Origin of the sequence: Bosea sp. BIWAKO-01, from assembly GCF_001748145.1 — a bacterium.
GTDB lineage: Bacteria > Pseudomonadota > Alphaproteobacteria > Rhizobiales > Beijerinckiaceae > Allobosea.
Genome location: NZ_BCQA01000001.1, coordinates 5095448 through 5120279, shown reverse-complemented (window position 1 = coordinate 5120279; position 24832 = coordinate 5095448). Strand labels below are relative to the sequence as shown.

The 24832-nt window shown below is 65.6% G+C and carries 15 protein-coding genes; 3 read left to right on the top strand and 12 right to left on the bottom strand.

What is annotated here, in order from left to right; translation table 11 throughout:
- Positions 1–32: 32 nt before the first annotated feature.
- The 4 genes from BIWAKO_RS23970 to BIWAKO_RS23955 form a co-directional block, all read right to left on the bottom strand.
- A complete protein-coding gene (locus BIWAKO_RS23970) occupies positions 33–1370 on the bottom strand; it encodes an HlyD family type I secretion periplasmic adaptor subunit (RefSeq protein WP_069880788.1) in 1338 nt (445 codons plus the stop codon).
- 57 nt (positions 1371–1427) lie between these two features.
- Positions 1428–4160: a calcium-binding protein gene (locus BIWAKO_RS37165; RefSeq protein ID WP_069880787.1), complete on the bottom strand. Its 2733-nt coding sequence runs from the start codon at positions 4158–4160 to the stop codon at positions 1428–1430.
- A complete protein-coding gene (locus tag BIWAKO_RS23960; protein WP_069880786.1) occupies positions 4157–5953 on the bottom strand; it encodes a type I secretion system permease/ATPase in 1797 nt (598 codons plus the stop codon). The genes BIWAKO_RS37165 and BIWAKO_RS23960 overlap by 4 nt, the downstream gene beginning before the upstream one ends.
- Before the next feature lie 101 nt (positions 5954–6054).
- Complete coding sequence (locus BIWAKO_RS23955) at positions 6055–12954, bottom strand: peroxidase family protein (protein WP_069880785.1); 6900 nt, start codon at positions 12952–12954, stop codon at positions 6055–6057.
- A 402-nt stretch (positions 12955–13356) separates the two neighbouring features.
- Here BIWAKO_RS23955 and BIWAKO_RS23950 point away from each other — a divergent pair, with 402 nt between their 5' ends.
- Both BIWAKO_RS23950 and BIWAKO_RS23945 read left to right on the top strand, forming a co-directional pair.
- The gene (locus tag BIWAKO_RS23950) at positions 13357–14835 is read left to right on the top strand and encodes a sensor histidine kinase (protein WP_084651753.1); all 1479 of its coding nucleotides are present in this window, start codon (positions 13357–13359) and stop codon (positions 14833–14835) included.
- Positions 14828–15475: a response regulator gene (locus tag BIWAKO_RS23945; protein WP_069880784.1), complete on the top strand. Its 648-nt coding sequence runs from the start codon at positions 14828–14830 to the stop codon at positions 15473–15475. The genes BIWAKO_RS23950 and BIWAKO_RS23945 overlap by 8 nt, the downstream gene beginning before the upstream one ends.
- Before the next feature lie 29 nt (positions 15476–15504).
- Here BIWAKO_RS23945 and BIWAKO_RS23940 read toward each other — a convergent pair whose 3' ends face one another.
- Entirely contained in the window at positions 15505–16173 is a 669-nt protein-coding gene (locus tag BIWAKO_RS23940; protein WP_244523531.1) for a TetR/AcrR family transcriptional regulator, read from the bottom strand.
- Between the two features lie 120 nt (positions 16174–16293).
- On the opposite strand from BIWAKO_RS23940, the gene BIWAKO_RS23935 reads away from it, so the two are divergent.
- Positions 16294–16929: an isochorismatase family protein gene (locus tag BIWAKO_RS23935; protein ID WP_069880783.1), complete on the top strand. Its 636-nt coding sequence runs from the start codon at positions 16294–16296 to the stop codon at positions 16927–16929.
- A 34-nt stretch (positions 16930–16963) separates the two neighbouring features.
- Here the strand turns inward: BIWAKO_RS23935 and BIWAKO_RS23930 are convergent, their stop codons facing one another.
- From BIWAKO_RS23930 to BIWAKO_RS23900, 7 genes are read right to left on the bottom strand one after another with little or no spacing between them, the layout of a single operon-like run.
- Complete coding sequence (locus tag BIWAKO_RS23930; RefSeq protein WP_069880782.1) at positions 16964–17767, bottom strand: MBL fold metallo-hydrolase; 804 nt, start codon at positions 17765–17767, stop codon at positions 16964–16966.
- Positions 17768–17781: 14 nt separating this feature from the next.
- Positions 17782–18582 (bottom strand): TatD family hydrolase, encoded by an 801-nt coding sequence (locus tag BIWAKO_RS23925; protein WP_069880781.1) that lies wholly within the window; start codon positions 18580–18582, stop codon positions 17782–17784.
- Positions 18582–20141: a methionine--tRNA ligase gene (gene metG / locus BIWAKO_RS23920; protein ID WP_069880780.1), complete on the bottom strand. Its 1560-nt coding sequence runs from the start codon at positions 20139–20141 to the stop codon at positions 18582–18584. The genes BIWAKO_RS23925 and metG overlap by 1 nt, the downstream gene beginning before the upstream one ends.
- 23 nt (positions 20142–20164) lie before the next feature.
- Complete coding sequence (locus tag BIWAKO_RS23915) at positions 20165–21235, bottom strand: DNA polymerase III subunit delta' (protein ID WP_069880779.1); 1071 nt, start codon at positions 21233–21235, stop codon at positions 20165–20167.
- Positions 21235–21885: a dTMP kinase gene (gene tmk / locus BIWAKO_RS23910; protein ID WP_069880778.1), complete on the bottom strand. Its 651-nt coding sequence runs from the start codon at positions 21883–21885 to the stop codon at positions 21235–21237. The genes BIWAKO_RS23915 and tmk overlap by 1 nt, the downstream gene beginning before the upstream one ends.
- Before the next feature lie 12 nt (positions 21886–21897).
- Positions 21898–23109: a D-alanyl-D-alanine carboxypeptidase family protein gene (locus tag BIWAKO_RS23905; RefSeq protein WP_069880777.1), complete on the bottom strand. Its 1212-nt coding sequence runs from the start codon at positions 23107–23109 to the stop codon at positions 21898–21900.
- Positions 23110–23158: 49 nt separating this feature from the next.
- Positions 23159–24211: a septal ring lytic transglycosylase RlpA family protein gene (locus tag BIWAKO_RS23900; protein WP_069880776.1), complete on the bottom strand. Its 1053-nt coding sequence runs from the start codon at positions 24209–24211 to the stop codon at positions 23159–23161.
- Positions 24212–24832 lie beyond the last annotated feature (621 nt).

The window sequence follows — 24832 nt, the reverse complement described above, 5'->3', positions numbered from 1 at the left end:
CGGCGCCCTCAGCCCCTCGTATCGGCCCTGTTTCAGCGTTCCTTGAAGATCCTGTTGGCGTGGTCTGCGAAGGGTTTTGTCAGGAACGAGAGCGCGGTGCGTTCCTCGGTGGTGATGAAGACCTCGACCGGCATTCCGGGCTGGAGCTTGCGATCGCCGAGGGCGGCGACGAGATCGCCGTCGATCTGGATCTCGCCGGTGTAGAAGTTGGCGCCGGTGGTGGGGTCGCGGGTGGTTGCCGGGGAGAGATGGCTGACGCTGCCCGGCAGTTCCGGGGTCGCGTTCTTGGCGAAGGCGGAGAAGCGCAGGCGGGCGGGCTGGCCGATCCTGACCTGGTCGATATCGGTCGGCGCGATCCTGACCTCGACGGTGAGCCTGGCCTCGCCGGGCACGATGGTGGCGAGGCGCGCGGCCGGGGTGATGACGCCGCCGACGGTGAAGACGGTCAACTCGTTGACGAGGCCGGCGATCGGGGCGCGGATCTCGGAGCGCGAGAGCCGGTCCTCGCTGGCCAGGCGCCGGTCGCTGAGCTCGGAGACCTTGGCCTCGACCTGGCGCAGCTCGCGCTGGGCCTCGGTGCGGGCGGTCTCGTCGACGGCGATGATCTGGATGCGGGCCTCGCTGATGCGCAGCCGGGCGCGGGCCATCGAGGCCTCGATCTCGCCGCGCTCGCCGAGCAGGCGGGCCCATTCGCGGTTGATGTTGTAGACCTTGGTGCCGTCGATGAAGCCCTTCTCGAACAGGCCGAGATATTTGTTGCGCTCGAGCTCGACCAGGCGCAGCTCCTCGACCTTGGCGACCTTGCGGGCCTCGAGGCCTTTCACCTCCTCGCCGGACTGGACGATGCTGATCTCGAGCTGTTCCTTGCGGCTTTCGCGGTTGGTGCGGTTGCCGTCGAACAGCCGGGTCTCGCCCTGGATGATCTGATCAGCCTCGTCGGAGACCTTGGCGAGTTCGGCCGAGAAGGTGATCGCGGCGAGACTGTCGCGCTCGGCGATCAGGCGGGCCTTGCGGCCGAGATTCTCGCCGAGCTGCGAGCGGATGATCGAGAGTTCGGCCTTGGTCTGGACATCGTCGAGCCAGAACAGGGTCTGGCCTGCCTCGACCCGGTCGCCCTGGCGCACCGCGATCGCCTGGACGATGCCGCCGTCGCGGTGCTGCACCTCCTTGAGGTTCTGGTCGACCTTGACCGAGCCCTGCGCGATCACGGCGCCGTTGAGGTTGGCGCTCACGGCCCAGCCGCCGCAGCCGACGACCAGCAGCAGGGCGAGCGCCGTGCCGGCGAGCATATGCCGGCCAAGGCCGAAGTTCGGCTCGCGCTCCTGCCCGGCATCCCCGCCGGCCTGCGATGCGATAGTGCGCCTGGTCATGGTCGTCTCTCCCGTCGGCCGGCCCGGAATGCGAGGCCCTGCGGCCTCGCACCGAGGTCAATAGTAATAAAGCCTGTGACTGCCCTGGATCTCGATCGAGTAGTCCTTCTCGTCGTTCTGCTCGAGATAGACATCGACATAGGTGCGGTCGTTGTCACCGATCTTCTCGATGCGGAAGCGGAAGGGCCGGCCGGAATCGTCGCCATCGTCGCCATAGGTGCGATCGAAGGCATCGTCGTCGGAACCGCTTCCGCCGTCGTCATCATCATCATCATCATCGTCGTGCTTGCGGATCTGGTACTGCTTGATGCGGATGCGGTCGCCGGCTTCGAGATCGAGGATCTGGTGGATCAGGTCGCGATCGTCCTCGTCATAAGGCACGTCGAACGAGAAGGTGTCGTCGCCCGCCCCGCCCGACAGCGTCACCGCGTCGGCCCCGATGGTGAAGTGGTCATTGCCACTGCCGCCGATCACCGCCTCGATACTGGAGAACCCGTCCTCGCCGATCTCGACGCTGACCGCCTTGCCCTCGACCAGGTTGATGTCGATGCTCTGCGTCGCCCGGGAATAATCCAGAGTGTCGCAGCCTTCGCCGCCATCATAGCAATCGGCCGCAGCATCGAGCGTGCCGATGATCACGTCATTGCCTGACCCGGCTTCGACCCGGTCCGCGCCCGCGCCGCCATCGAGCGTATCGGCGCCGCTGCCGCCTTCGATCCGGTCATTGCCGGCCCCGCCCTGGATCACGTCATTGCCGGCCCCGCCGAGCAGACAGTCATTGCCGGTGCCGCCATCAATGACGTCGTTGCCGTCATGGCCTTCGATCCGATCGTCGCCTGCCTCGCCGAAGAGCCGGTCATTGCCGGCATTGCCCTTGACCCGATCGTCGCCGGCGCCGGCAAAGACGATGTCGTCGCCTTCGCCGCCCTCGACCTCGTCATCCCCCTCGCCTGCGTCGATGATGTCGTTGCCGGTGCCGCCAAAGATGCGGTCGTTGCCACTGCCGCCGGCGAGATGATCGTCGCCGGAACCGCCGTCGAGCACATCGTCGCCGTCATCGCCGGAGAGCGTATCGTTGCCGGCTTCGCCGAAGAGCCGGTCGTTGCCGCCGCCGCCGGCCGCAACGTCATCGCCGCCGCCGAGGCGGGCGGTGTCCTGGCCGGCGCCGAACTGGACGATATCGACATGGGCGCCTCCGATGACGACATTGCTGCCGTTGCCGGTGCGGACGCTGTTGTTGCCGTCGCCGGTGAAGACGGTGTTGTCGCCGTCGCCGGCATCGATCCAGTCGTTGCCGGCCCCGCCATCGAGGATGTCGTCGCCGCCACCGCCATAGATCGTGTCGTTCCCGGCGCCGCCGGAGAGCTGGTCATCGCCGTCGCCGCCATCGAGCCAGTCGTCGCCCGTGCCGCCTTCAAGCGCGTCGTTCCCCTCGCCGCCTTCGAGCGTATCATCGCCCTCTCCGCCATCCAGCGTATCGTCGCCCTCGCCGCCCTGGATCACGTCGTTGCCGTCGCCGCCGGAGAGCTGGTCATTGCCCTTGCCGCCAACGATGGTGTCATTGCCGGCCTCGCCATAGATGATGTCGTCGCCATCCTCGCCGTAGAGCCGGTCGTCGCCGTCGCCGCCATAGATCGTGTCGTTGCCGGTGCCGCCATAGACGATGTCGTTGCCGCGGCCGGCATAGATCAGGTCATGACCGGCGCCGCCGCGGATGAAGTCGTTGCCGGCGCCGCCATGCAGGATGTCGGAGCCGCCGCGGCCATCGATCACGTCGTTGCCGTCGCGCCCGTCGATCAGGTCGGCGCATTCGGTCCCGGTCAGGCCGTCATCGCCGGAGGTGCCGTTGATCTCGATGAACTCGACGACGCTGAAGAGCGCGGTCTGGGCGACCGCGACGGTCGCGTCGCTGACCTCGTAGCTCAGCGTCACCGGGCCAAAATAGCCGGGCGCCGGGGTGAACTCCCAGCCGCCCTCGACCGCGGTCAGCGTGCCGCTGGAGGTGGTGAGATTGCGGATTGCGAGCGCATCGCCATCGGGGTCACGTGCTCCCGCGAGCAGGCCGATTGTGGTGATCAGCAATGTCTCGCAGCGCCCGATGCTGCGCAGGCTGACGACGCCGGCCAGCTGCGGGGCCCGGTTGAGGCCTGGCCCCTCGGGACCGCCGGGGTTCTCGCCGCCGGGGCCGGGATGGCTGCCCGGGCCGGGATGGTGGCCGCCCGCGCCGCCGCCGCCAGAGCCGATCCCCTCGAAATCGTGGCCACTGGCGCCGGCACTGCCGGAGAGGCCGCCGCCATGGCTGAGCGTCAGGTTGTCGTTGCTGGCCGGATCGCTGCCGAAGACATCCTCGAGCCTGGCCGGCGAGAACCGGCGCAGCGGCAGCTGCTCATAGTCGATCGGCGGGGAATCGATGCCGAGGAAGGCGGCAAGCCCGGCCGTGCCCACAGCCTGGCCGCCGGAGCCGAGCGCCTGGTCGTCCTCGGCCTCCTTCCTGATCGCCCCGGTCTCGTCCTCGGCCTCCTTGTCCGCCTCCTCGGCCTCGGCCTGCGCCTGCCTCGAGGGGCCTCCCCCAGCCGCATCCTCGCCCGGGGTCTCAGTGGGCGGACCGAGATCGGACTTGGCGTGGCTGGGGAAGAGGCTCTTGACGTAGATCGCGACCGCCGTCAGCGCGAGCACGACCAGCGCCGGCCAGCGCGACGGCGCCGCATCCTCGTCGGTGATCTTGCGGTAGCTCTGCTCCGCGGTGGGCGCGCCCGGCGCGCGGGCCTTGAGGGTCTTGATCGCGATCATGCCGACACCCGTTCATGCGCAGGCTTGAAGGGAGCTGCGATGGGACTGGCCGGCGGCATCCGCAGCGGTGCTGCCGGCGTGCTGGCGGGGGCAACCTGCGTCGAAGCCGGGGTCAGGATCTCGTTCCTCGGCCCGAAGGCGGCGAGCTTGCCGTTCTGGATGACGCCGACGAAGTCGACGGCGGCGAGCGCGCTCGGCCGGTGCGCCACGATGATCGCGATGCCGCCGCGCTCCTTGACCGTCTCGATCGCCACCTTGAGCGCGCTCTCGCCCTCGCCGTCGAGATTCGAGTTCGGCTCGTCCATGACGACCAGGAAGGGGTTGCCGTAGAGCGCCCGCGCCAGGCCGATGCGCTGGCGCTGGCCGGCCGAGAGCGCCGCCCCCTGCGGCCCGAGCTGGGTCTGGTAGCCATCGGCCAGCCGCACGATCATCTCGTGGATGCCCGCCGCCTTCGCCGCCGCCACCACCCCGGCCGCATCGCTCTCGGCCGAGAGCCGCGAGATGTTCTCCTCGACGCTGGCATCGAGCAGGCTGACCTCCTGCGGGAGATAGCCGATGAAGCGGCCGAGCGCGGCTTCCGGCCATTGCGCCAGCTCGGCCCCGTCGAGCCGGACCGAGCCGCGCAGGCACGGCCAGATCCCGGTCAGGGCCCGCACCAGCGTCGTCTTGCCGCCGCCGCTCGGCCCGATCAGGCCGAGCGCCGTGCCCGCCTTCAGGTCGAAGCCGACCTCGCTGAGCAGGACCTGGCCCGAGACCGGGGCGGCGACCGTGATCTTGTCGACCTTGAGCGCGCCCACCGGCGCCGGCAGCTGCATCGGCACCACCGCCTGGCTCAGCGCCACCACCGTCTCGCGCAGGCGCTGGAAGGCGGCGCGGGCCGCGACGAAGGACTTCCAGTTGGCGATCGCGAGATCGACCGGCGCCAGCGCCCGCGACGAGGCGACCGAGGAGGCGATGATCGCACCGGCCGAGAGCTCGCCCTTGATCGTCAGATAGGCGCCCATCCCGAGGATCGCCGATTGCAGGATCATGCGCAGCACGCGCGAGACTGCGCCCAGGCTGCCGCCGAGGTCATTGGCCCGGGTCTGCAGCGCCAGATGCTCGCGGTTGGCGAGGTTGAAGCGATCGACCGCCCGGTCGGCAAAGCCCATCGCCTTCAGCACCTCGGCATTGCGGGCATTGGAATCGGCGATCGCGCCGCGGGTGATCGCCGCCTGGCGCGTCGTGCCGTTGAGCCGGCGGGTCAGGATCTCGCTGGCCACCGTCAGCAGGGTCAGCACCACCGCGCCTGCCAGCGTCAGCGCGCCGAGCCAGGGGTGCAGGAAATAGGCGAAGGCGAGATAGAGCGGGATCCAGGGCAGGTCGAACAGCGCGCCCGGCCCCTGGCTGCCGAGGAAGCCGCGCACCGTGTCGACATCGCGCCCGCGCTCCAGCGCCTCGGTGCTGGAGAAGCCGAAGCGCGGCATGTCGATCGCCACCCGGTGCGCCAGCGGCGCGATATCCTTATCGAGCCTGGCCCCGACCCGGACCAGCACCTGCGAGCGGATCACGTCGAAGGCGCCCTGGAACAGGTAGAGCCCGATCGCCAGGGCCGAGAGCGCCGCCAGCGTCTGGACGCTGCCCGAGGTCAGCGCCCGGTCATAGACCTGCAGCATGTAGAATGAGCCGGTCAGCGCCAGCACATTGATCAGCCCCGAGATCACGAACAGGAAGAGGAAGGCCGAGCGGAAGCCCTGCGTCAGCCTCGCGGCATCGCGGCGGCGGGCGGAGGTCTGTGCCTTGGAAGGTGCCATGATCGCAAACCGTCAAATGGAGAAGCAGTCGGCAGGAAGGCGGTGCGGGAAGGTGGTGACGGCCGGCGGACACAGGGTCCGCCGGCCGGAAGATGCGGCTTCTAGAAGTTGAAGTTGCTGCCGGTCAGGGTGTGGCTGCCCTTCAGGTTGATCTGGAAGTCGGCATCGCCGTCAGCGTCGACATTGCCCTTGACCACGGTGTAGTCGCCGTCGGCTCGGGTCTCGTAGGAGACCACCAGCTGGGCGGTGGCGGTGAAGGCTGGGCCGCTGGTCAAGGTGAAGCTCTGGTTGCCGGCAAGCGCGCCATTGGCGTCGATGCCGGAGAGGTCGAGCTTATCGCCGGGCTCGAAGTCGAGGATGGTGTCGCCATCCGCCGCCTCCTTGCTCAGGAAGCGGAAGGTGTCGTTGCCCGCCCCGCCCTCCATCACGTTCACCGCCGCACTGGCCGTGATCGTGTCGTTGCCCGAGCCGGTCGCGACGTTCTCGATGCTCCAGAGCGTATCGCTGCCGCTTTGCGTGCTGACCGCGCTGCCGCGTCCGAGCAGGCCGTTGCCGAGATCGACCGTCAGGTTCGCCGTGATCGCCGAGAGATCGAGCGTGTCGATGCCCGAGCCGCCGTCGCTGTCATCGCCGAAATAGACGTCGTTGCCGTCGCCGATCGAGCCCACGATCACGTCGTTGCCCGCACCCGCCACCACGGTATCGTCGCCGGCCCCGGCCGTGATCCGGTCGTCGCCCGTGCCACCGAAGATCCGGTCGTTGCCGGCTTCGCCCTCGATCAGGTCGTTGCCGGCCCCACCGAGCAGCACGTCGTCGCCGGCGCCGCCGAAGACCACGTCGCGGCCCTCCCCGGCATCGACGAAGTCGTTGCCGTCTCCCGCCGAGATCGTGTCGTCGCCGCCCGCACCGATCAGGGTATCGTCGCCACCCTGGCCGATCAGGTTGTCGGCTCCCGCCGCCCCGATCAGGACATCGCTCAGCCCCGTCCCGACATGCGTCCCAGGGCTGGTGCCCGGACCCGGAGCCGGCGTCCCCGTGCCGGCCCCGTCATCATCATCGTCGTCATCATCACAGCCACAATCATCGTCGTCGTCATCGTCGCCATGGCCGGCGCCGTCATCGTCGTCATCATCATCGTCGTCGTCGCCATCGTCGATGACCGGCATCTCCCCGGTGAAGGTGATCGAGTGGCTGCCATTCGACAGGGTCGTCGTGCCGTCGCCATTGTCGGTCGCCTCGTAGTCTGCCAGCGTCGCGCCACCCGGCAGCTCGATGACGTCCTGAGTCCGGAGCGAGCCAATGATAGTGTCATTGCCGCCGTTCGACCTGAAGACGATGCGATGCGCCGAGCTCAGCGCCGAGATGTCGACCGTGTCGTTGCCGCTCGTGCCGTCGATTGTGATGGTGTTCAGGTTGAGGCTGGTCTGGGTGAAATCGCCGAAGACCTGGATCGTATCGCCGGCGATCGTGGTGTTGACCGGACCGCCCGGAGGCGATGCGGGCGCACCGTTGATCACGATCTCCTCGATTTCGGTCAGTTCAGCGATGATGGTTCCTGTGCCCGCCCCGGTGCTTCGGGTGATCACGATCTCCGCGGTCCCGGTATAACCGATCCCGCCCAAGCCGGCCGCCGCGGCGCGGGTATAAATGCGGAATGTCTCGGCGCCGATTGCTCCGGTGATCGAGAACGTGTCGCCGGCGGGACCTTCCGTCCCGCCATTGACGATATCGCGGCCATCGCCCACAGCCCAGGCGATGATATCGTCGCCCGCCCCGGCATGGATGGCGTCGTTTCCGGCGCCACCGATGATCGTGTCATTGCCGGCAAAGCCGAGCAGGAGCTGAGCGCCCGCCCCGCCGAGAAGGGCCCCGTCGGCGCCGTTCGTGCCAGTAACGACCTGGGTATAGGTCGTCTCGCCAAACAAGAAGCGCTCGACACCGGTAATCGTGTCGGTGCCCTCGGCCGCGCCCGTCACCACGATCCGGCCGGGCGCATCCAGCGCAATGTCGTAATCGGTGATCGGACCGGCATAGACCGCGACATCGGCCGTGCCGTCGCCCCCGTCGAGCGTGTCGTTGCCGGCGCCTCCCGTCAGGGTGTCGTTTCCGGCGGCACCGATGATCGTGTCATTCCCGGCTCCGCCGGAAAGCACGTCATTGCCCGCGCCACCGTCGATCGTGTCGTTGCCGTCCCCGCCGTCGACGATATCGGCCCCACCGCCGGCATTGATGATGTCGTTGCCGGCGAGCCCGTTGATCGTGTCATTGCCGCCCCGGCCATTGAGCAGGTTGGCTTCGGCAGTTCCGTTGATGAGCTCGACCGCCGTGCCATTGGTGTTGCTGCCGACCTTCGCAGTCACATCGGATACCGCGAACTCGGAGAAGCCGCGTCCATCGACATAGCTCACAATGCTTCGGATCAGCTGGCCCGTCAGAGCGGCCGTGACGGTCAGGCTGGCGGAGACTGCGCCTGAGATCGTGTTCCAGGTGGCGCCGCCATCCGTCGAGGACTGCCAACCGAAGCTGAAGGTGCCAAGGCCATCGGCGTCGCTGAGGCCCGAGGTGTCCGCGGTCAGCAGGTTCTCGGTGCCCGTGATGGTCAGGGCCCCTGTCACCAGCCGGTTGAGGCTTACGGTCTGGTCCGCGAACTTCAGCGCCTCGATATTAAAGAGCCGATCGGTTCCGTCGGACAGGCGCGCCCGTCCCGTGGTCAGGTCGATCACCGCCGCGGATTGCGTGACATGCGTGACAGTGACACTGCCATCCTCATTGCGGCTGATCAGGTAATTGGCCGCAACGTCCCAGTAGACCGCCGTATCGACGTCGTTGGCCTGGTTCCCGTCGAGGATTTCACGAACGATATTGAGCTGGTTTGGAATGATCTCCCGCGCCAGCATCAGTTCCGGCAGTGTCCGCCCGTTCCAATGCGCAACCGATGGGTGCGCATTGATAATCGTGTCGGACAGCGTGTCGACCGTCGCGAGTTCGTTGCCCTGGTCATCGCGAATGCTGATCCGCACGTTCAGCCAGGAGTCGCCGTCGATGATGTCGTTGCCGGCCTTGCCTTCGATCACGTCGCTGCCGCCGCCACCCAGCAGGATGTCGGACGCGTCGGAGGTGTCCATGACGATGGTTTCGGTCTTGCCGGCAACCGTCACGGTCGTCCGGTCGAGATGCGCGACCAGCCGCTCCAGTCCCGCGATCAGCGAAAGGTTCTTCTCGAGCAGGGCGCTCGAGTAGGAGTCGAGAGGCGCACCGGGATCGACCTGCGTCGCATTGCCGTTTTCGTCGAAGGCTCCCATGACGACTTCGCGGCCGGTGAGTTTGTCGTTGTATTTCCAGCCCGACAGGCCCTCCACCAGATCGAACCGGTCGCGCAGGATATTGTCCTGCTGGTTCTGAAAGATGGTCATGCCCATGTCGGAGACGGCAGCCTGATTATGGCCCTTATGGATGGCCCAGTCGAACCCGGCCATGCCGTTGTTGCGCTCGACACCCTCGCCCTGGATCATGATGTCGTCGCCTGACTCGGCGTCGTAATCATTGTCGTTGCCGCGGCCGTTGAGCACGTCATGGCCGATAATGGTCGAGTTGAAGAACAGCTCGGAGTTCTCGCCCGCCAGGGTGTCGAAGCTGTCGCCACCCTCGATCCAGTCATCGCCCTCGTTGCCGGCCAGGAAGCTGCCTCCCGTTCCGCCGCGGATGAAGTCATTGCCCTGGCCGCCCGAGACGGTCTTGCCCTCGGTACCGCCATAGATGAAGTCGCTGCCATCCCCGCCGAAGATCAGGTCGAGGCCGTTACCGGGTGTGATGACGTCATCGCCAGCGTCGCCATGGATGACGTCGGCCGCGCCGATATCCGTGCCGCTGTCGGTGATGATGTCGTTGCCGGCTCCGCCGTGCAGATGGTCGACGCCGTAACCACCCTCGAGACGGTCATCACCCGCCCCGCCCCAGAGCGTGTCGTCACCCTCACCACCGATCAGGATGTCGTTTCCGCTCGTGCCACCGAGGACGACGTGGTCGACGCCCGTGTAGCGAAGATAGTTGTTGTCGGCCCCGGGCGTCGCGGGATTGTCGCGGATGACCATCGGACTGATGGCCTGCAGCACCGGGTTGGTATGCGTCGGATCCGCCTTGCCGTTGAGGCCCAGGCCCGTGATCTGCTTCGACGGATCCATCTCGAGGATGTAGGTGGCCGTCTGGAAGGCCGCGCCATTGATATGCGGTGCGCCATTGGCACCGGCATCCGTATTGCGCATCAGGAGTTGCGCAAAGGAATCCGCTTCCAGCTCGTTCAGAAGGTTCAGTCCCTGGGTGCGGCTGAGGTAGTAGAACCGGTCGCCGGCCTGCAGTTGCTCCATCTGGTATTCGAAGACATAGGTGAAGCTCGACCCCAGCATCGCGCCGAAGGCCATCTTCTTCTCGGCGAGCCCGCCGATCCAGAAATCGACGGCATCGAGGCCCGTGATGGTGGCGCCGCTGGCGGCATTCGCCCAGGCGCCAGTCCCGTTCAGGAACGCGATGCGGTCGGCCGGCGCATTGGCGCCGCCCATGACCAGCAGGGTTGCGGCATCCCGCTTCTGTTCGAGCGTCAGATTGCCGAGCAATGAGGAATGCGTCCCATAGGCCGCGATGAAATTGATCAGCGAGGCAGGGTTCTTCATCGACAGCGCGAAATCGTACCAGCTCTCGTAAGGCTTCACGCGGCTGTCATGCGTGTCTTCGTAGAACTGGCGGCGCGCCTCATTAAGCGAGGGAATGCCGGTATCGCGAGCCCGGGCTATGTTGAGTGCGCCGAGGTCGAGCGGCAAGCCGACAAGATTGTTGCGCAGCGCATCGGTGATGTGCTCGTCGATCTCGTTGCCGACCTGGCGGGTCATGCCGGTCAGGATCGCCGCAGCCGCAGCCTCGGCCGTCGTACCGGCCGCATTGAAGGCAATCGGGTTCAGGAAGGCGTCGAACAGCGCAATGTCCGACGCGACGGGATTGCCGTTCGCATCGAGCTTGAATATGTCGATCGTGTCGGTGAGCATCGAATGCCCGAAGCGATAGACGACATGGGCGAATTCGGCGACGATCCCGGCATCGATCATCGTGGTGTTGGAGAACACGAAGGGATCGACATCGGGGGCGATGGCACGCGCGAACTCCTCGAAGACGAGATGCTGATAGACCATCTCCGTCGAGAACCGGCCGGCCTGGAACAGACGCTCGCCATCCCAGACCAGCGCATCGATCTCGGCCTGCGTTGTCGGCATCGCCGTGACATCGGTCAGCAGCCACTCATTCAGGAAGGCGACGCCAGCCCCCTCGCCTGTCAGCAACTGCGTCTTGATCTGCTCGATGCGCTGATTGTGCTCATGGTGGAAGGTATGGTGGACCGAGGTCAGGCCAATATTCTCGTTCCCGCGACCATCGCCGACGATGTAGTGAGCATCGAGCAGTTCGTCGTCATAGGTCGTCGCAATCCCGAACTGGTTGAGAGCGATCTGATTTCCGGCAACGGTATCATTATCGGCAAGGACGAGAATGGGCGCGGTTGCCGGGTTGCGGTCATGATCGACCAGCCCGCCCGGCACCGCGCTGTGGGCGATATCATTGAGGAAGGCACGGCCGGCCGGCAGGGCGCCCGACGCCGCGGCCAGCGCGCTCGGATTTCCCTCGACGGAGCCCGTGCCGGTACCGGTGACCAACTGCGGGAAGCCGGTGCCCCCCCGAATGAACTCGCCATAGAGGTCGGTCAGAACCGCCGGAACGCGCAGGACGTCGGCATCGGTCAGCAGGATGCCGAGCTTGACGGCCGCCTGCTCCTTGACGTCGGCCCAGGTCGGAGGGCCGCCATTCGCCCCCTCCAGCATGCGCCCGGTCGCGACCGGCTTGCCATCCAGCATCGCGTATTCCCGCAGGAAGATCTGGTGGGACGGATTCGATGTGTAGACCTGGTTCAGGTCGATCCACGGCGTCGTCTCGTTGTTGTGCTCACGCACGTCGTCGTCAGTGCCCAGCTCACCATCGGGGCCCGGCTGGTTCTGAGCACGCGTCAGCACCATGAAATTGGTCGGGCTGCCGGCAACGTAGAGCGGATCGTCGGGCTGGAGCGGGATATAGACCGTGCCGCTGCCGCCCTTGCTGACCAGATCGAGCCCGTGATCGAAGAACTGGCCGAACAGCGTGAAGAACCCGTTGAAGGGAGCGGTGTCGCCCAGATCGGGCGCGACGTTCGGGATAAGGACGGTGTCGCCCTCCATCGTAACGTCCAGCGCATCCGTCATCGCGTCGTAGGCGACCTGTTTCTGCTGCACTTCGGCCTGCAGGGTCCCCGTAGCAAGGCCGACGGCAGCAGCGGCTGCGGTGACATTGCCCACAGCCACGGCGAGACTTGCATGGGCGTCGGCGAGTGCCGCCACGGCCGGTCCGGTATCGGCTCCCTGCGCGACCGCCAGGTCCAGGGCGGCCTGCGCCGCAGCGACCTGACCTTGCGCCGGTCCGACTGCGCGTTGCGCAACTGCAAGATTGGCATTCGCTTGCGCGAGGCCGCGGTCTGCCGCCTCCCATTCCTCATAGGCCAGCACGGCAGCCTCATAGACTCCCGCATGTGCCTGCAGGAACAGATAGGGGTCCTCGTGCCCAAGATTGGTCAGTGCGGAAATGATCGTGGCGGGATTGCCGATCGTCTGATCCGAAATCAGGTTCGAGATCACGCGAGGCTGGGAATCGTAGACGTTCCCTGACGTCTGCTGGTAGCTCGTCGATGCCCCGCCTGGCCCATTCTCTGCCGGGCGAAAGACCGGATCGAGCAGGCGCGGCATGGTCTGGTCGGACGATCCGACCCATTCCCTGCCGGGGATGATGTTGTTGTAGGTGCCGTCGACCGTGCGCAGCCCGTAGGGCACCAGCGGATTATCGACCAACTCGGTCAAGGGCGTCCCGGCCGTATGGGCCTCGGCGATCTTGATCTGCTTCAGGATGAACTCAAGGTCGTGCGTATTGAGCTTCATGATACCCTCGCTCCGCCCACGGTGCTGCGTTAAGACCCAAGAATTGCGTCTGCTGCACCGAGCGTCTGTCGTTGAGTCGCATGAAGGACTGTGAGCGCCCTTGCATGCGGCATGTCCGACGAACCGCCCGATTACGCTTCGTTAAGCAAAAGGATTGCTGGGTGTCGGGTCGATTTGAAGAAGATAAGGTCGGCCAATATTCGGCGACTTACGGGCGTGGCACCGCGACGACCTTTGAACCGACGCTGACGCATCTGGGGGCGAGCTGGCTTACTAGACCTTCGACCAGTTTTCGCTCACTGCGGTGATGATCCGGGCCGCTTGGCCGGTTTCGCTTGCAATACTGATGGATCGCGCTGCCAGATGGTGATCTCACAGTCATCAGTTTGAGCTAATCTCTGCGTGGAGACGTCGACGGGCGAAATGCTGAAGCAGGTTCAGGACTTCGAGAGCAGTGACGTGATCACCGGCGTGCCGTTGCAGCACTCGCCTGCCGGGAAGGCTATGCCACGACGCGCTACGCTGTCGGTGCAGTTCCTGATCGCGGGCGGACTCGTCATGCAGATCGCCATGTTCGTGGCCGGCTATCTGATCACCGAGCTGGTTTCGCGTGAGGCGGTCAGAAGCAAGGCAGCCTCGACCGCTTTGATCATGCAGAGTCTGGTCGCCCCGGCCGTTCAGGAGCTTGCCACCTCCCAGAGCTTGTCGGCAGGGACGATCGCACGGCTCGACCAGTTGTTCGCCGACGAGGCCGTGAAGCGCCGCTTTCCCTATTTCGAAGTCTGGACGCCGGACGGGGTCGTGGCCTACTCCAACACCCCCCAGATCATCGGCCATCAGTTCGAGCGCCCCAACGGCCTGTTGCGGGCGCTGACAGGCGAGGTCACGGCCGACCATGCCGACCCTCGTGCAGGCGAGCATGTGATCCGGGGCATCAGGACCCGCTATCTCGAAATCTACAGCCCGATCCGGCAGGAAGGCTCTTCCCGCATCATTGCCGTTGCCGAAATCCACGAGCAGGCCGAGCCTTTCCGGGAGGAGCTTGCAGCGCTCAGACGGAGCAGCTGGCTCGTCGTTGCCGCGGTTACGGCGGCGATCATGCTCGCCCTGTTCGGCATCGTCCATCGCGGGAGCCGGACCATCGAGACACAAAGGAAGGCCCTGGAGCGGCGCGTCGAAGAGACCGAACAGCTGCTGCTCGAGAACCGGCAGTTGTCCGACCGGCTGCAACGCGCCTCGGCCCGGGTCGCGGAGCTGAACGAGCAGTTCATCCGCGGGATCGGCGCGGATCTCCATGATGGCCCCGCCCAATTGATCAGCTTCTCGATCCTGAAGATCGAGGACGTGCGCAACGCCAGAAGCAAGGCCCCGCGCGACCGCTCCCTGCTGACCATGCAGTCGGCGCTCGACGAGGCGATGCGCGAGATCAGGAGCATCTCCAAGGGGCTTGTCCTTCCCGAGATCGCCGACCTGCCGCTCCACATGGTCATCGAGCGGGCAGTGCGGGCACACGAAGCGCGCACGCGAACATCTGTAGCGCTCGCCACCTCCGAGCTGCCTCAGCCCGTGTCGCACGCCGTCAGGATCTGCGTCTTCCGTTTCGTCCAGGAAGGGCTCAACAATGCCTATCGCCATGGCGGGGCAACAGGTCAGGACGTGCGGAGCTGGATGGACGGAACGCTCCTGAATGTCTCGGTGGCCGACAGCGGGGGCGACTCTTCGCCTGCGGAGAAAGACCTTCCCGACGCGGGCATTGGCCTCTACGGCCTGCAGGAACGGGTCGAGAGCCTCGGCGGGAGATTGACGAACCGCCGCCTCGGTGACAGCGGTAATTTGCTCAAGATGACCCTGGACCTCAGTGGAGGGCTGCTCATTGCGTGAACGAAAATCCATCGTTGTCGTGGACGATCACGCGATCTTCCGCGCGGGCCTGGTGCAGATCTTCTCGGCAAGCGATGACCTGGAGGTGGTCGGCGAAGGTGCGTCGGCCGACGAAGCCTTCGAGCTTGTGGGAAGGCTCTCCCCGCAGGTCACCTTGCTCGATGTGTCGATGCCTGGCGGCGGAATTGCCGCGGCGCGCCGGATTCACCAGACATGGCCGCAGGTGAAAGTGGTCATGCTGACGGTCTCGGAGGAAGAGGACGTCGTGCTGCAGGCGCTCGACGCCGGCGCGTCGGGCTATGCCTTGAAGGGCGTACCGGCCGTGGATCTGATCGCGATCGTCAGGGCGATCACAGGAGGCGAATCCTATGTCCCTCCCAACATGGCCGTGCGCCTGCTGAGCGCGATGCGTGGGCACCAGGAGGTCGACCCCGTCATCGCCAAGATCGGAGCGCTTTCAGCGAAGGAAAACCGCACGCTGCGCCTGCTCGGGCGCGGCTTCAGCAATCGCGAGATCGCCGAGGCGACGGGGGTGCAAATCCAGACCACCAAGTTTCACGTCTCGAATATTCTCGCAAAGCTCGGCCTCAAGAGCCGGGTCGAGGCCGCGTTGATCGCGCAAAAGCACCTCCAGGATTAGCGTCATTGCGGCGCTGATCCTTTCGCTGGTCACCTCGAACCGCTCCCTCCCGCGAAGATGAGGTCCCCGGTCGGGCCGTCGATGAGCTGCGGCAGCAATGCCTTCCAAGCCTCGATGAGTTCACGGTAATAGCCCGAATCGGGACGCAGAACCGTCTGGACGCCCATGCCGCGAACCAGGCAAAGCGTCAGATTGAGGATGATGCGCGCCTGCTGCGGTGGGCGCTTCTGGGGGGCGCAGAACTCCGACCAAATCCCGTCGAGCGCCTGATGGAAGCGCTTCACCACCGGAATCATCCGTTCGCACAGCTCCGGATCGTTGCGTGCCTCGGTGATCATCTCCAGCGAGAGATAGAAGAACCGGCCCGAGAAGAGCTGCCACAGGAACTCGACGAAACCGTCGAGCGAGATCTTGCCGCTCTGGACCTCGTCGGCCACGGCCCTGATCTGCCGGGTGCCGTCCTCGAGCAGTTCCTCCATGGCGGCGAGCACGATGTCGGCCCGCGCTGGGAAATGATGCAGCAAAGCGCCGCGCGAGACATTGGCACGGGCGGCGATCTCCTGCGTGGTGGCGGCGTGATAGCCGACCTCGAAGATCTCATCGAGCGTCGACTGGATCAGCCGCTCGCGCGTCATGATGCTGCGCATCTGCTGCTGCCGCTCTGCCTTGCTCACCTTCTCCTCCATCCGGCTCGACATGGCCGCCGTCCTCGCCTCGCCGGCGTTCGGCGATACAGCATTATAAAAACAATCTTGCTTGTTTTTTTAATGCAATCAAGGATGGCCTCGACGACATGCCAGCAAGCAGGGAGAGCCGTGATGAGCGACGATTACCAGAACCGCAGCTATGGCGAGATCCCGGTCGGGTTCGGCAGGAAGCCTGGCATTGTCGTGGTCGATTTCCAGAAGGGATTTACCGATCCGCAGTATCCGCTGGGCGGTGCGCCGCTGGTCATGCGTGCCCTCGAGAACACCGCGACACTGCTCGAGGTCGCGCGCCGGTACAATGTGCCGGTCGCCAACTGCAACACCGCCTATATGAACGAGCGGGAAATGCCCTATTGGAAGATCACGGCCGTACGCGAGACCTTCCTGCACGACCATCCGAGCGTCGCCCATGATCCGCGCATCTATAATGCGTCCTATGATCTGACCGTGTGCAAGAAGGGTCCGTCGATCTTCTTCAATACCGGTGTCAGCGATTATTTCACCAAGGAACGCGTTGATACCGTGATTGTCACCGGCTGCAACACCAGCGGCTGCATTCGCGCGACCTCGGTCGATTCCTTCAGCTACCGCTACCGCACCATCGTGCCAGAGGACTGCGTCGGGGATATCGAGGAGCAGCCACACAGGGACAATCTGCGCGATCTCGGCCGCCGCTATGTCGATGTGTCGGACCTGAAGACCGTGCTGGCCTATCTGGACGAATGGCACCACCAGAACGCTTCTTGAGGCCAGACCGGAGACGGGGCGCCCTCTTCTCGCCTCAGCCGTCGACCGTCAGGCTCATGCCGTCGAAGGCGACATCGATGCCCGCAGGCAAGCGCTTGGACAGGTTCTCATAGTCAAGGTCGATATGGAGATTGGTCAGCACCGCGCGTCTGGGGGCGAGTTCGGCGATTGCCTCCAGCGCCTGCGACAGGCTGAAATGGCTCGGGTGCGGCGTCTCTCGCAAGCAGTCGAGGATCAGCACATCGAGGCCGGCCAGGGCGAGCCTAGCCTCGGGCGGCATCAGGCTGACATCAGGTACATAGCCGAGATCGGCAAAGCGGAAACCGAGAGCCTCGTAACCCGGCCCGTGCTCCAGCGCGATGGGGCGCGCGCAGATACCGCCCCCTGCCCCCTCGATCGTCAGCGGTTCGCCCGCCAGCATCGACTGCATCTCGAGGATCGGCGGATAGAGGCTGCCGGGCGGCGTCTCGAAGATGTAGCCGAAGCGCGTCCGCAAGGTCGCAGCCGTTACGGGGTCCGCATAGACGGGAATCCGCTTGCGCATATGCAGCACCAGCGCCCGCATATCGTCGATACCATGGGTGTGGTCGGCATGGTCGTGAGTGAAGAGCACCGCATCGAGATGCTTGACCTCGGCATCGATCAACTGCTCGCGCAGATCCGGTGTGGTATCGACGATCAGGCTGGTCGTCCCGTTGCCGCCATTGCGTTCGACCAGGATCGAGCAGCGCCGACGCCGGTTCTTCGGGTTCTTCGGATCGCAGGCCCCCCAGCCCGAGCCCGGCCGGGGTACGCCTCCAGAAGAACCGCAGCCGAGGATCGTGATCGTCAGGGCCATCGGGGGCGTGCTGCTCAGGCGACCCGCGCCACAGGCGCCGCGTGGTCCATCTTCCAGTAGCAGCGCCGCGCATTTTCCGTCGTGACGCGCGAGATTTCGTCGAAGGAGACTCCCTTCACGTCGGCGAGACTCTTCGCCGTTTCAACGACGTAAGACGGTTCGTTGCGCTTTCCCCTGAACGGGACCGGGGCGAGATAGGGCGCATCGGTCTCGACCAGAAGCCGATCGATGGGGATAGCGCGCGCAATCTGGCGCAGGTCCTCCGAGGTCTTGAAGGTCAGGATCCCCGAGAAGGACACGTAGAGCCCGAGCTCGACGCCGACCCGCGCCAGTTCCGGGCCTGCCGTGAAGCAGTGCAGGATGGCGGGGAAAGCGCCCTTCTCCGTCTCTTCGCGCAGGATCGCGATCATGTCCTCGTCGGCCTGACGAGCATGGATGACCAGCGGCAGCCTGGTCATGCGCGCTGCGGCGATATGGGTGCGCAGCCCCTGAGCCTGCGCATCGCGCGGGCTCTTGTCGTAGTGATAGTCGAGCCCGGCCTCGCCAATTGCAACGCAGCGCGGGTGCTCCGCCAGCCTGGCAAGCTGGTCGGCCGTGACATCGAGCTCTTCATGCGCGCCGTGCGGATGCGTTCCAACGGTGCACCACACCGATGCGAAGCGCTCGGCGATCCCGGCATAGCTCCCGAAGCGCGAAACCCGTGTCGAGATCGTCACCATCCGCGAGACCCCTGCCGCCTCGGCCCGCGCGACATAGGCCGCGAGATCCTCGGCAAAATCCGGAAAGTCGAGATGGCAATGGGTATCGATCAACATCAAGCCACCTGCCCGGCATCGGGCTCGACATAGCGCGGGAAGATCGCGCTCGGTGCAGGCAGAGCGGTGCCGCTGGCGAGACGCCCGGCTTCGCCCAGGCTTGCGAAGCTGCGGGCATCTGCGCCGACCGCAAGCAGGTCGAGCAGCTTGCCGGCTGCGCTCGGGATCACCGGTTGCGTCAGAATCGCGACCTGACGCAGCACTTCCGCCGTGACGTAGAGCACGGTGTCGCGCCTGGCGGGATCCGATTTGCTCAGCCGCCACGGTTCATTGGCCGCGAAATAGCGGTTTGCCTCTGCCACCAGCGCCCAGATTTCCGCGAGCACGACGTGCAGGGCAAAATCCTGCATCGCTGCCCGTGCCTTGGCGAGCGCGCCATCGGCAAGAGCGAGCATGGCCTCGTCGCCCTCGTTCAAGGCGCCTTGCACCGGCACCTTGCCGTCGCAGTTCTTGGCGATCATCGAGAGCGAACGCTGCGCCAGATTGCCGAGATCATTGGCAAGGTCGGCATTGATGCGCCCGATGATGGCCTCGTGGCTGTAGTTGCCGTCCTGGCCGAAAGAGACCTCGCGCAGGAAGAAATAGCGCAGCTGGTCGACGCCATACATCTCGGCGAGGCCGAATGGATCGACGACATTGCCGAGCGACTTCGACATCTTCTCGCCCTTGGAGAGCAGGAAGCCATGGCCGAAGACGCGCTTCGGCAGCGGCAGCCCGGCCGACATCAGGAAAGCCGGCCAGTAAACCGTATGAAAGCGCACGATGTCCTTGCCGATGATATGCACATCGGCGGGCCAATAGTGCCAGCGCGGATTGGTCTCGTCGGGGAAACCGCAGCCGGTGACGTAATTATTGAGCGCGTCGACCCAGACATACATCACATGCTTCGGGTCACCTGGGACAGGCAGGCCCCAGTCGAAGGTGGTACGGCTGATCGAAAGATCCTCGAGACCGCCCTTCACGAAGCTGACGATCTCGTTCCTGCGCGTCGCCGGCGAGATGAAATCCGGCACGTCCTCGTAGAGCTTCAGCAGCCGCTCCTGGAAGGATTTCAGGCGGAAGAAATAGCTCTCCTCCTCGACCCATTCGACAGGAGTGCCCTGCCCGCCCAGCCGCGTGCCGTCCGGCAGGAGGGTGGTTTCCTCCTCGCCGTAGAAGGCCTCGTCACGCACGGAGTACCAGCCGGAATATTTGGCAAGGTAGATGTCGCCGGCCTGCTCCATGCGCCGCCAGAGCTCATGGGTGGACGGCAGGTGGTCCGGATCAGTGGTGCGGATGAACCGGTCGAAGGAACAGCCGAGCGTCTGTTCCATCTCCTGGAAGCGCTGCGCCACCTGATCGACATAGGATTTCGCGTCGAGCCCGTTCTGCCCGGCGGTGCGCTGCACTTTCTGACCGTGCTCGTCGGTGCCGGTCATGGCGAAGACGTCATAGCCGTCCAGCCGCTTGAAGCGCGCAATAGCGTCCGAGGCCACCATCTCATAGGCGTGCCCGATATGGGGTGGGCCATTCGTGTAGTGAATGGCGGTGGTCAGATAGAATTTCGGGGCCTGGGCCATCGTTCAGTCCGGACGGTTCGCTTTCAAGCTGCGCGCGACCGGCGAACAGCTTCCGACAGATCATGAAACATAGAGATCACGAGCGGCCGGCGGTCGAGATTGTAGGTTTCCACCTCGCGGGCCGCGCGACCCAGCTTCTCCCATACCTCCGCCAGCGGTGCAAGGCGGGCAGCACCCGCATGGGCATGCGCATGGAGATGCGCGGCGAGCCAGCTCTGAATGGTGTCGATCATGATCGCGAAATCACTCTCGCCGGCGCGGCCTGCGACATCCTCCGCCAACGCCAGCAGCGCGGTGAGATCGACACCTGGCAAGGCATCGAGACGCGCCCTGACGGCCTCGACCAGCGCCAGCGTCTCCGGGGAGACATAGGTCAGGGCACGCCGTACGGAACCGTCCGCGAGTGCTGCGGCGCGCATCAATGCGGAGGCGTCGAACGGCGACCCCATCCGTTCGAGCGCCAGCCGGCCGGCTTCAGCGACCGCGCCTTCATCCAGCGCATCGAATGTCAGCAGCCGACAGCGCGAGCGGATGGTCGGCAGCGCCCGCCCGGGCGCATGAGCAACGATCAGGAAAAGGGCGCGCGGCGGCGGCTCCTCGAGCAGTTTCAGCAGCGCATTGGCACTGGAGCGATCCATGTCCTCGGCACTGTCGACGATGCAGACACGCCAACCGCCTTCGGCTGCGCTCGCTCCGAACCGGTCGATGACGCGGCGGACGGAATCGACCGGGATATTGCTGGTCACGCCCTTGCCGTCCGGCTTCACCGTTCGCCGCAGCATGTGAAGGTCGGGATGCGACTGGGCCATTACGCGCCGCGTCGCCGGGTCCTCTTCCGGCATCGCTAGGCTTTCCACCGAGCCGGCGCGCGCCAGCGGATCGCCCGAAGCCAGCAGGAAGCGCGCCGCACGATAGGCAAAGCTCGCCTTGCCGATACCTTCGGGACCGCCGAGAAGCCAGGCGTGATGCAGGCGCTCCGAGCGCAGCGCGTCCAGGAAACTCCGCTCCTGGCGCGCATGTCCGACGAGCGCCAGCGTCTCACGCGGATGCGGCGCATTTGGAAGGCGGTCCGGTTCGTTGCTGCTCTCGCGCATCAGGCGTCCTGGTTCAGCGGCAGGCGCTCGCGCACAACTGCCCACGCAGCCTGGGCCAGGTCCTCGGGCGCGAGTGTCGCATCAAGCACCGAGCAGCGCGCCGGTTCGGCTTCGGCGATTGCGAGATAGGCCGCGCGCAAGCTGCGATGGAAGGCGAGCGCTTCGCCCTCGAAACGGTCCTTGCCTTCGCCGGGCGCCCGTCGGCGGGCGGCGCGAGCGAGGCCGATCCTGGGGTCGAGATCGAGGATCAGCGTCAGATCCGGCGTAAGCCCATCGATGGTGACCCGCTCCAGCTCCGCCAGCAGCTTGGGATCGATGCGCCCAAGCGTGCCCTGGTAGACCCGCGTCGAATCGATGAAACGGTCGCAAATCACCCAGTCGCCCCGTGCAAGCGCCGGCCGGATGCGCTGGTCGATATGGTCGATTCTGGCGGCCGAGAACATCAGCGCTTCAATAAACGGCCCATGATGCTTCACCCGGCCGGACAGGATGGCTTCGCGAATGGCTTCCGCCTTGGGCGAACCACCGGGTTCGCGCGTCAACTCCGAACGGATGCCCGCGGCCTCGAGCTGCGTGGCGAGCGCGCGCGCCAGCGTCGACTTGCCGGCCCCCTCTCCACCCTCAAGCGTGATGAAACGTCCCTTTGTCATGACACGCGCCGCTCAGGTCCTGCCGAGCGCCTTGCGCACCCAGCCAGTGGCAGCCTCCATCAGCGCATCGAGAGCGCGGCTCTGCAGGCTGCCGGCCTCGACCGTCTCGGCCGCGTAGAGTGGAATGTCCAGCGTCTTTATTTCGCCGCGCGTGACAAGGAGCCGCCCGACCTCGGCGCCCGCCTGGACGGGAACGGTCAGCGGCCCACGATAGGTGATGCGCGCGCTCAATCGGTCGCTGCTGCCGCGCGGCAGCAGCAGGCTCACCGGCCCCTTGGCCTTGAGCCCGACCCGCCCCTTGGCTCCGCCGTAGACGCTGGCCTCGCCGACGATCTCGCCATCGGCGAAGAGCTGGCGGGGTTCGAACGAGCGGAAGCCCCATTCGAGCAGCTTGCGCGCTTCCTGCGCACGGTCGCGGCCCGACTTCAGCCCGTTCACGACGACGATCAGCCGTTGCCCCTTCTGCACCGCCGAACCGACCAGGCCGAACCCGGCTTCATCGATATTGCCGGTCTTCAGGCCGTCAGCGCCGATGTCCATGGTCAGCAGCGGATTGCGGTTCTGCTGCCTGATCTTGTTCCAGGTAAACTCGCGTTGCCCGAAGATCTTGTAGAGTTCGGGGTAGGTCTTGATGATGTGATCCGCCAGCAGCGCCAACTCGCGGGCGGTGACCTTCTGCTCGGGGTCGCCCATGCCGGTCGCATTGCGGAAGAACGACTTGGTCAGGCCGAGCGCGCGCACCCGCTCGGTCATCAACCGCGCGAAATTCGCCTCATCCCCGGCGATTGCCTCGGCGAGCGCAATCGAAGCATCATTGCCGGATTGGACGATGATGCCCTGGAGGATGTCGGAGAGCTTGATGCGGCTGTTCACCAACGCGAACATGGTCGAGCCGCCGGAAATGCCGCCGCCCTTGCGCCAGGCGTTCTCGGAAATGCCGATCTCGCTGTCGAGGGTGAGCCGGCCCTGCGCGATTTCCTGGAATGCCACCAGGACAGTCGCAAGCTTGGCGAGGCTCGCCGGGACCATGAGTTCGTCCGCAGCTTTCTCGTAAAGCACCGCGCCGGTGGCCGAATCGAGCAGGATCGCGTGTGGAGCGAGCGACTGAAAGCTCTGGGCCAGCGCGGGGGCTGAAACGGCCAGGACAAAGAGAGCCGCCAGCACCGCGCGCGCGGTGGCCGCAAATCTCGTAGCGATCGAAATGCGATGGCGGGGCGGGTTCATGCCCCGATCTGAAGCAGAGCCGAGCTTAGCCGGTCAAGTCCGCCGTGCGTCAATTGCGGGATAATGGCCGCAATGTCTGCGGGACCAGATCCCGTGCCAACGGGTTATTGCGCGAGAAACGCTCGGCCGGAGCGCGCTCGGGAGCGGCGAACAGGCTGGCGGTGCGCAGTGCCGGCGGCCTTGGCGGCAGGACGGTCGGGCGGAGCAGAACCGGGGTCGCCGCATTGGCGATGGTGTCGAGGTCGAAGGGACGGTTCGGCGGCAGCGGCGCGCCGCGGACCGGCACGCCGGCACTCGACGAGGTCGAAACCAGCGTTGCAGCGACAGGAGTGCCTGGCGCGATGGTGCGGACGGGTTGCGGGGCATAGGCCTGCACGACCGGCTGCGGAGCCGCCGGGGCCTCGGCGACTGGCTGGCGAGCCTGCTCGTCGCGCGGGTCCTCAAGATCGGGGCTCGCCGTACGGCTGTAGGCGACCGGGGCGTTGCTCGCGACCATCGTCGGGGCGCTGGTGCCGGGAATCGAAGCGGGCATACCGTCCGTTCGCAGGGTTGCGAGCAGGAGCCGGTCGTCGGAGCCGCCAAGCGAGGCCTGGCCGAGATATTCGAGCTTGATGCGAGCGGTGCCGAGGTGGCGGAAGGCCAGCGCCTCGGCCGTCTTCTGCGACACGTCCATGACGCGGCCGCCATGGTAGGGACCGCGATCATTGACGCGCACGATCATCGAACGGTTGTTCAGGAGATTGGTGACGCGGGCATAGGCCGGCAGCGGCATGGTCGGGTGCGCGGCGCTGATGCCTTCGCGGTCATAGACCTCGCCATTGGCGGTGCGGCGGCCATGGAAGGCCTCACCATACCAGGACGCGGTGCCCACGGCGGTGTAGCCGACCGGCTTCTCGTAAGGCGTATAGCGCTTGCCCGCGACGGAATAGGATTTGCCGACGAGTTCGCGACCGCCGCCCTTCGGAACGGGCTGGCCCTCTGCGACAACCCGGGGGCTGGCGGGGCCGTATTTCGACGACGGGAATGCGCCAATCTCCTTCGACTTGCGGCGCGCGACCTGATCATTCGCACAATTGGCAAGGAGGAGACCTGCGAGCGCCACGCAGCCAAGCCGCGCAGCACGAAGAGCAAGGGGAGAGGAAGCGGAAGCTCTGTCCGAGTCGGTTACCACATGAGCCAATGCCGGAGCCGAAGAGCTTGCGCCTCGCATCATTATGGTCGTCCGTCGTTGTGCCGAAAGCCATCGCCCGGCCAAGCCGCATCCTGCGGCGAAGCCGAAGTTTTCGGTCAATCCTGTAAAGGGATCGTTAAACGGGCGACTCGCCGAGCGCGAATGCCCCGATCCGGCATCTAGGATGCCCTTGAGCGGGCACAAAGGTGTCTGAAATGCGGCAAGTGTCAACCCGCGACCATTTCTCCGCCATTTTTCGGACAGGCGTTGCCACAATGCAACGCCGTCAGTTGGGTGCTCGCGACCGCGATTTTCGGCTGAAAACGGCCGCTTCGGCAGGCAAAACCTCGCCAAAGCACCCTGAAAGCAGAGCTCCGACAGACCTGGCACACAATCAACCGGCTCTGGGCAGACCGGTGCCCGGACCGCCGGGCCTCAAGCCCGACTCACAGGCAAGTGGCGTGCTGATCCGGACACTGCAAAGGGGAACTCGCCTCGGCCTGACGTCATCGCACTTGCAAAAACGCCTCGCACCCGGCAATGACAGGCCAA

Coding starts and splice junctions, on each gene's coding strand:
- BIWAKO_RS23925 (WP_069880781.1), bottom strand. CDS start 18,582: ATGTTGATCGATACCCATTGCCATCTCGACTTTCCGGATTTTGCCGAG.
- BIWAKO_RS23940 (WP_244523531.1), bottom strand. CDS start 16,173: ATGTCGAGCCGGATGGAGGAGAAGGTGAGCAAGGCAGAGCGGCAGCAG.
- metG (WP_069880780.1), bottom strand. CDS start 20,141: ATGGCCCAGGCCCCGAAATTCTATCTGACCACCGCCATTCACTACACG.
- BIWAKO_RS23930 (WP_069880782.1), bottom strand. CDS start 17,767: ATGGCCCTGACGATCACGATCCTCGGCTGCGGTTCTTCTGGAGGCGTA.
- BIWAKO_RS37165 (WP_069880787.1), bottom strand. CDS start 4,160: ATGATCGCGATCAAGACCCTCAAGGCCCGCGCGCCGGGCGCGCCCACC.
- BIWAKO_RS23960 (WP_069880786.1), bottom strand. CDS start 5,953: ATGGCACCTTCCAAGGCACAGACCTCCGCCCGCCGCCGCGATGCCGCG.
- BIWAKO_RS23970 (WP_069880788.1), bottom strand. CDS start 1,370: ATGACCAGGCGCACTATCGCATCGCAGGCCGGCGGGGATGCCGGGCAG.
- tmk (WP_069880778.1), bottom strand. CDS start 21,885: ATGACAAAGGGACGTTTCATCACGCTTGAGGGTGGAGAGGGGGCCGGC.
- BIWAKO_RS23955 (WP_069880785.1), bottom strand. CDS start 12,954: ATGAAGCTCAATACGCACGACCTTGAGTTCATCCTGAAGCAGATCAAG.
- BIWAKO_RS23935 (WP_069880783.1), top strand. CDS start 16,294: ATGAGCGACGATTACCAGAACCGCAGCTATGGCGAGATCCCGGTCGGG.
- BIWAKO_RS23905 (WP_069880777.1), bottom strand. CDS start 23,109: ATGAACCCGCCCCGCCATCGCATTTCGATCGCTACGAGATTTGCGGCC.
- BIWAKO_RS23915 (WP_069880779.1), bottom strand. CDS start 21,235: ATGCGCGAGAGCAGCAACGAACCGGACCGCCTTCCAAATGCGCCGCAT.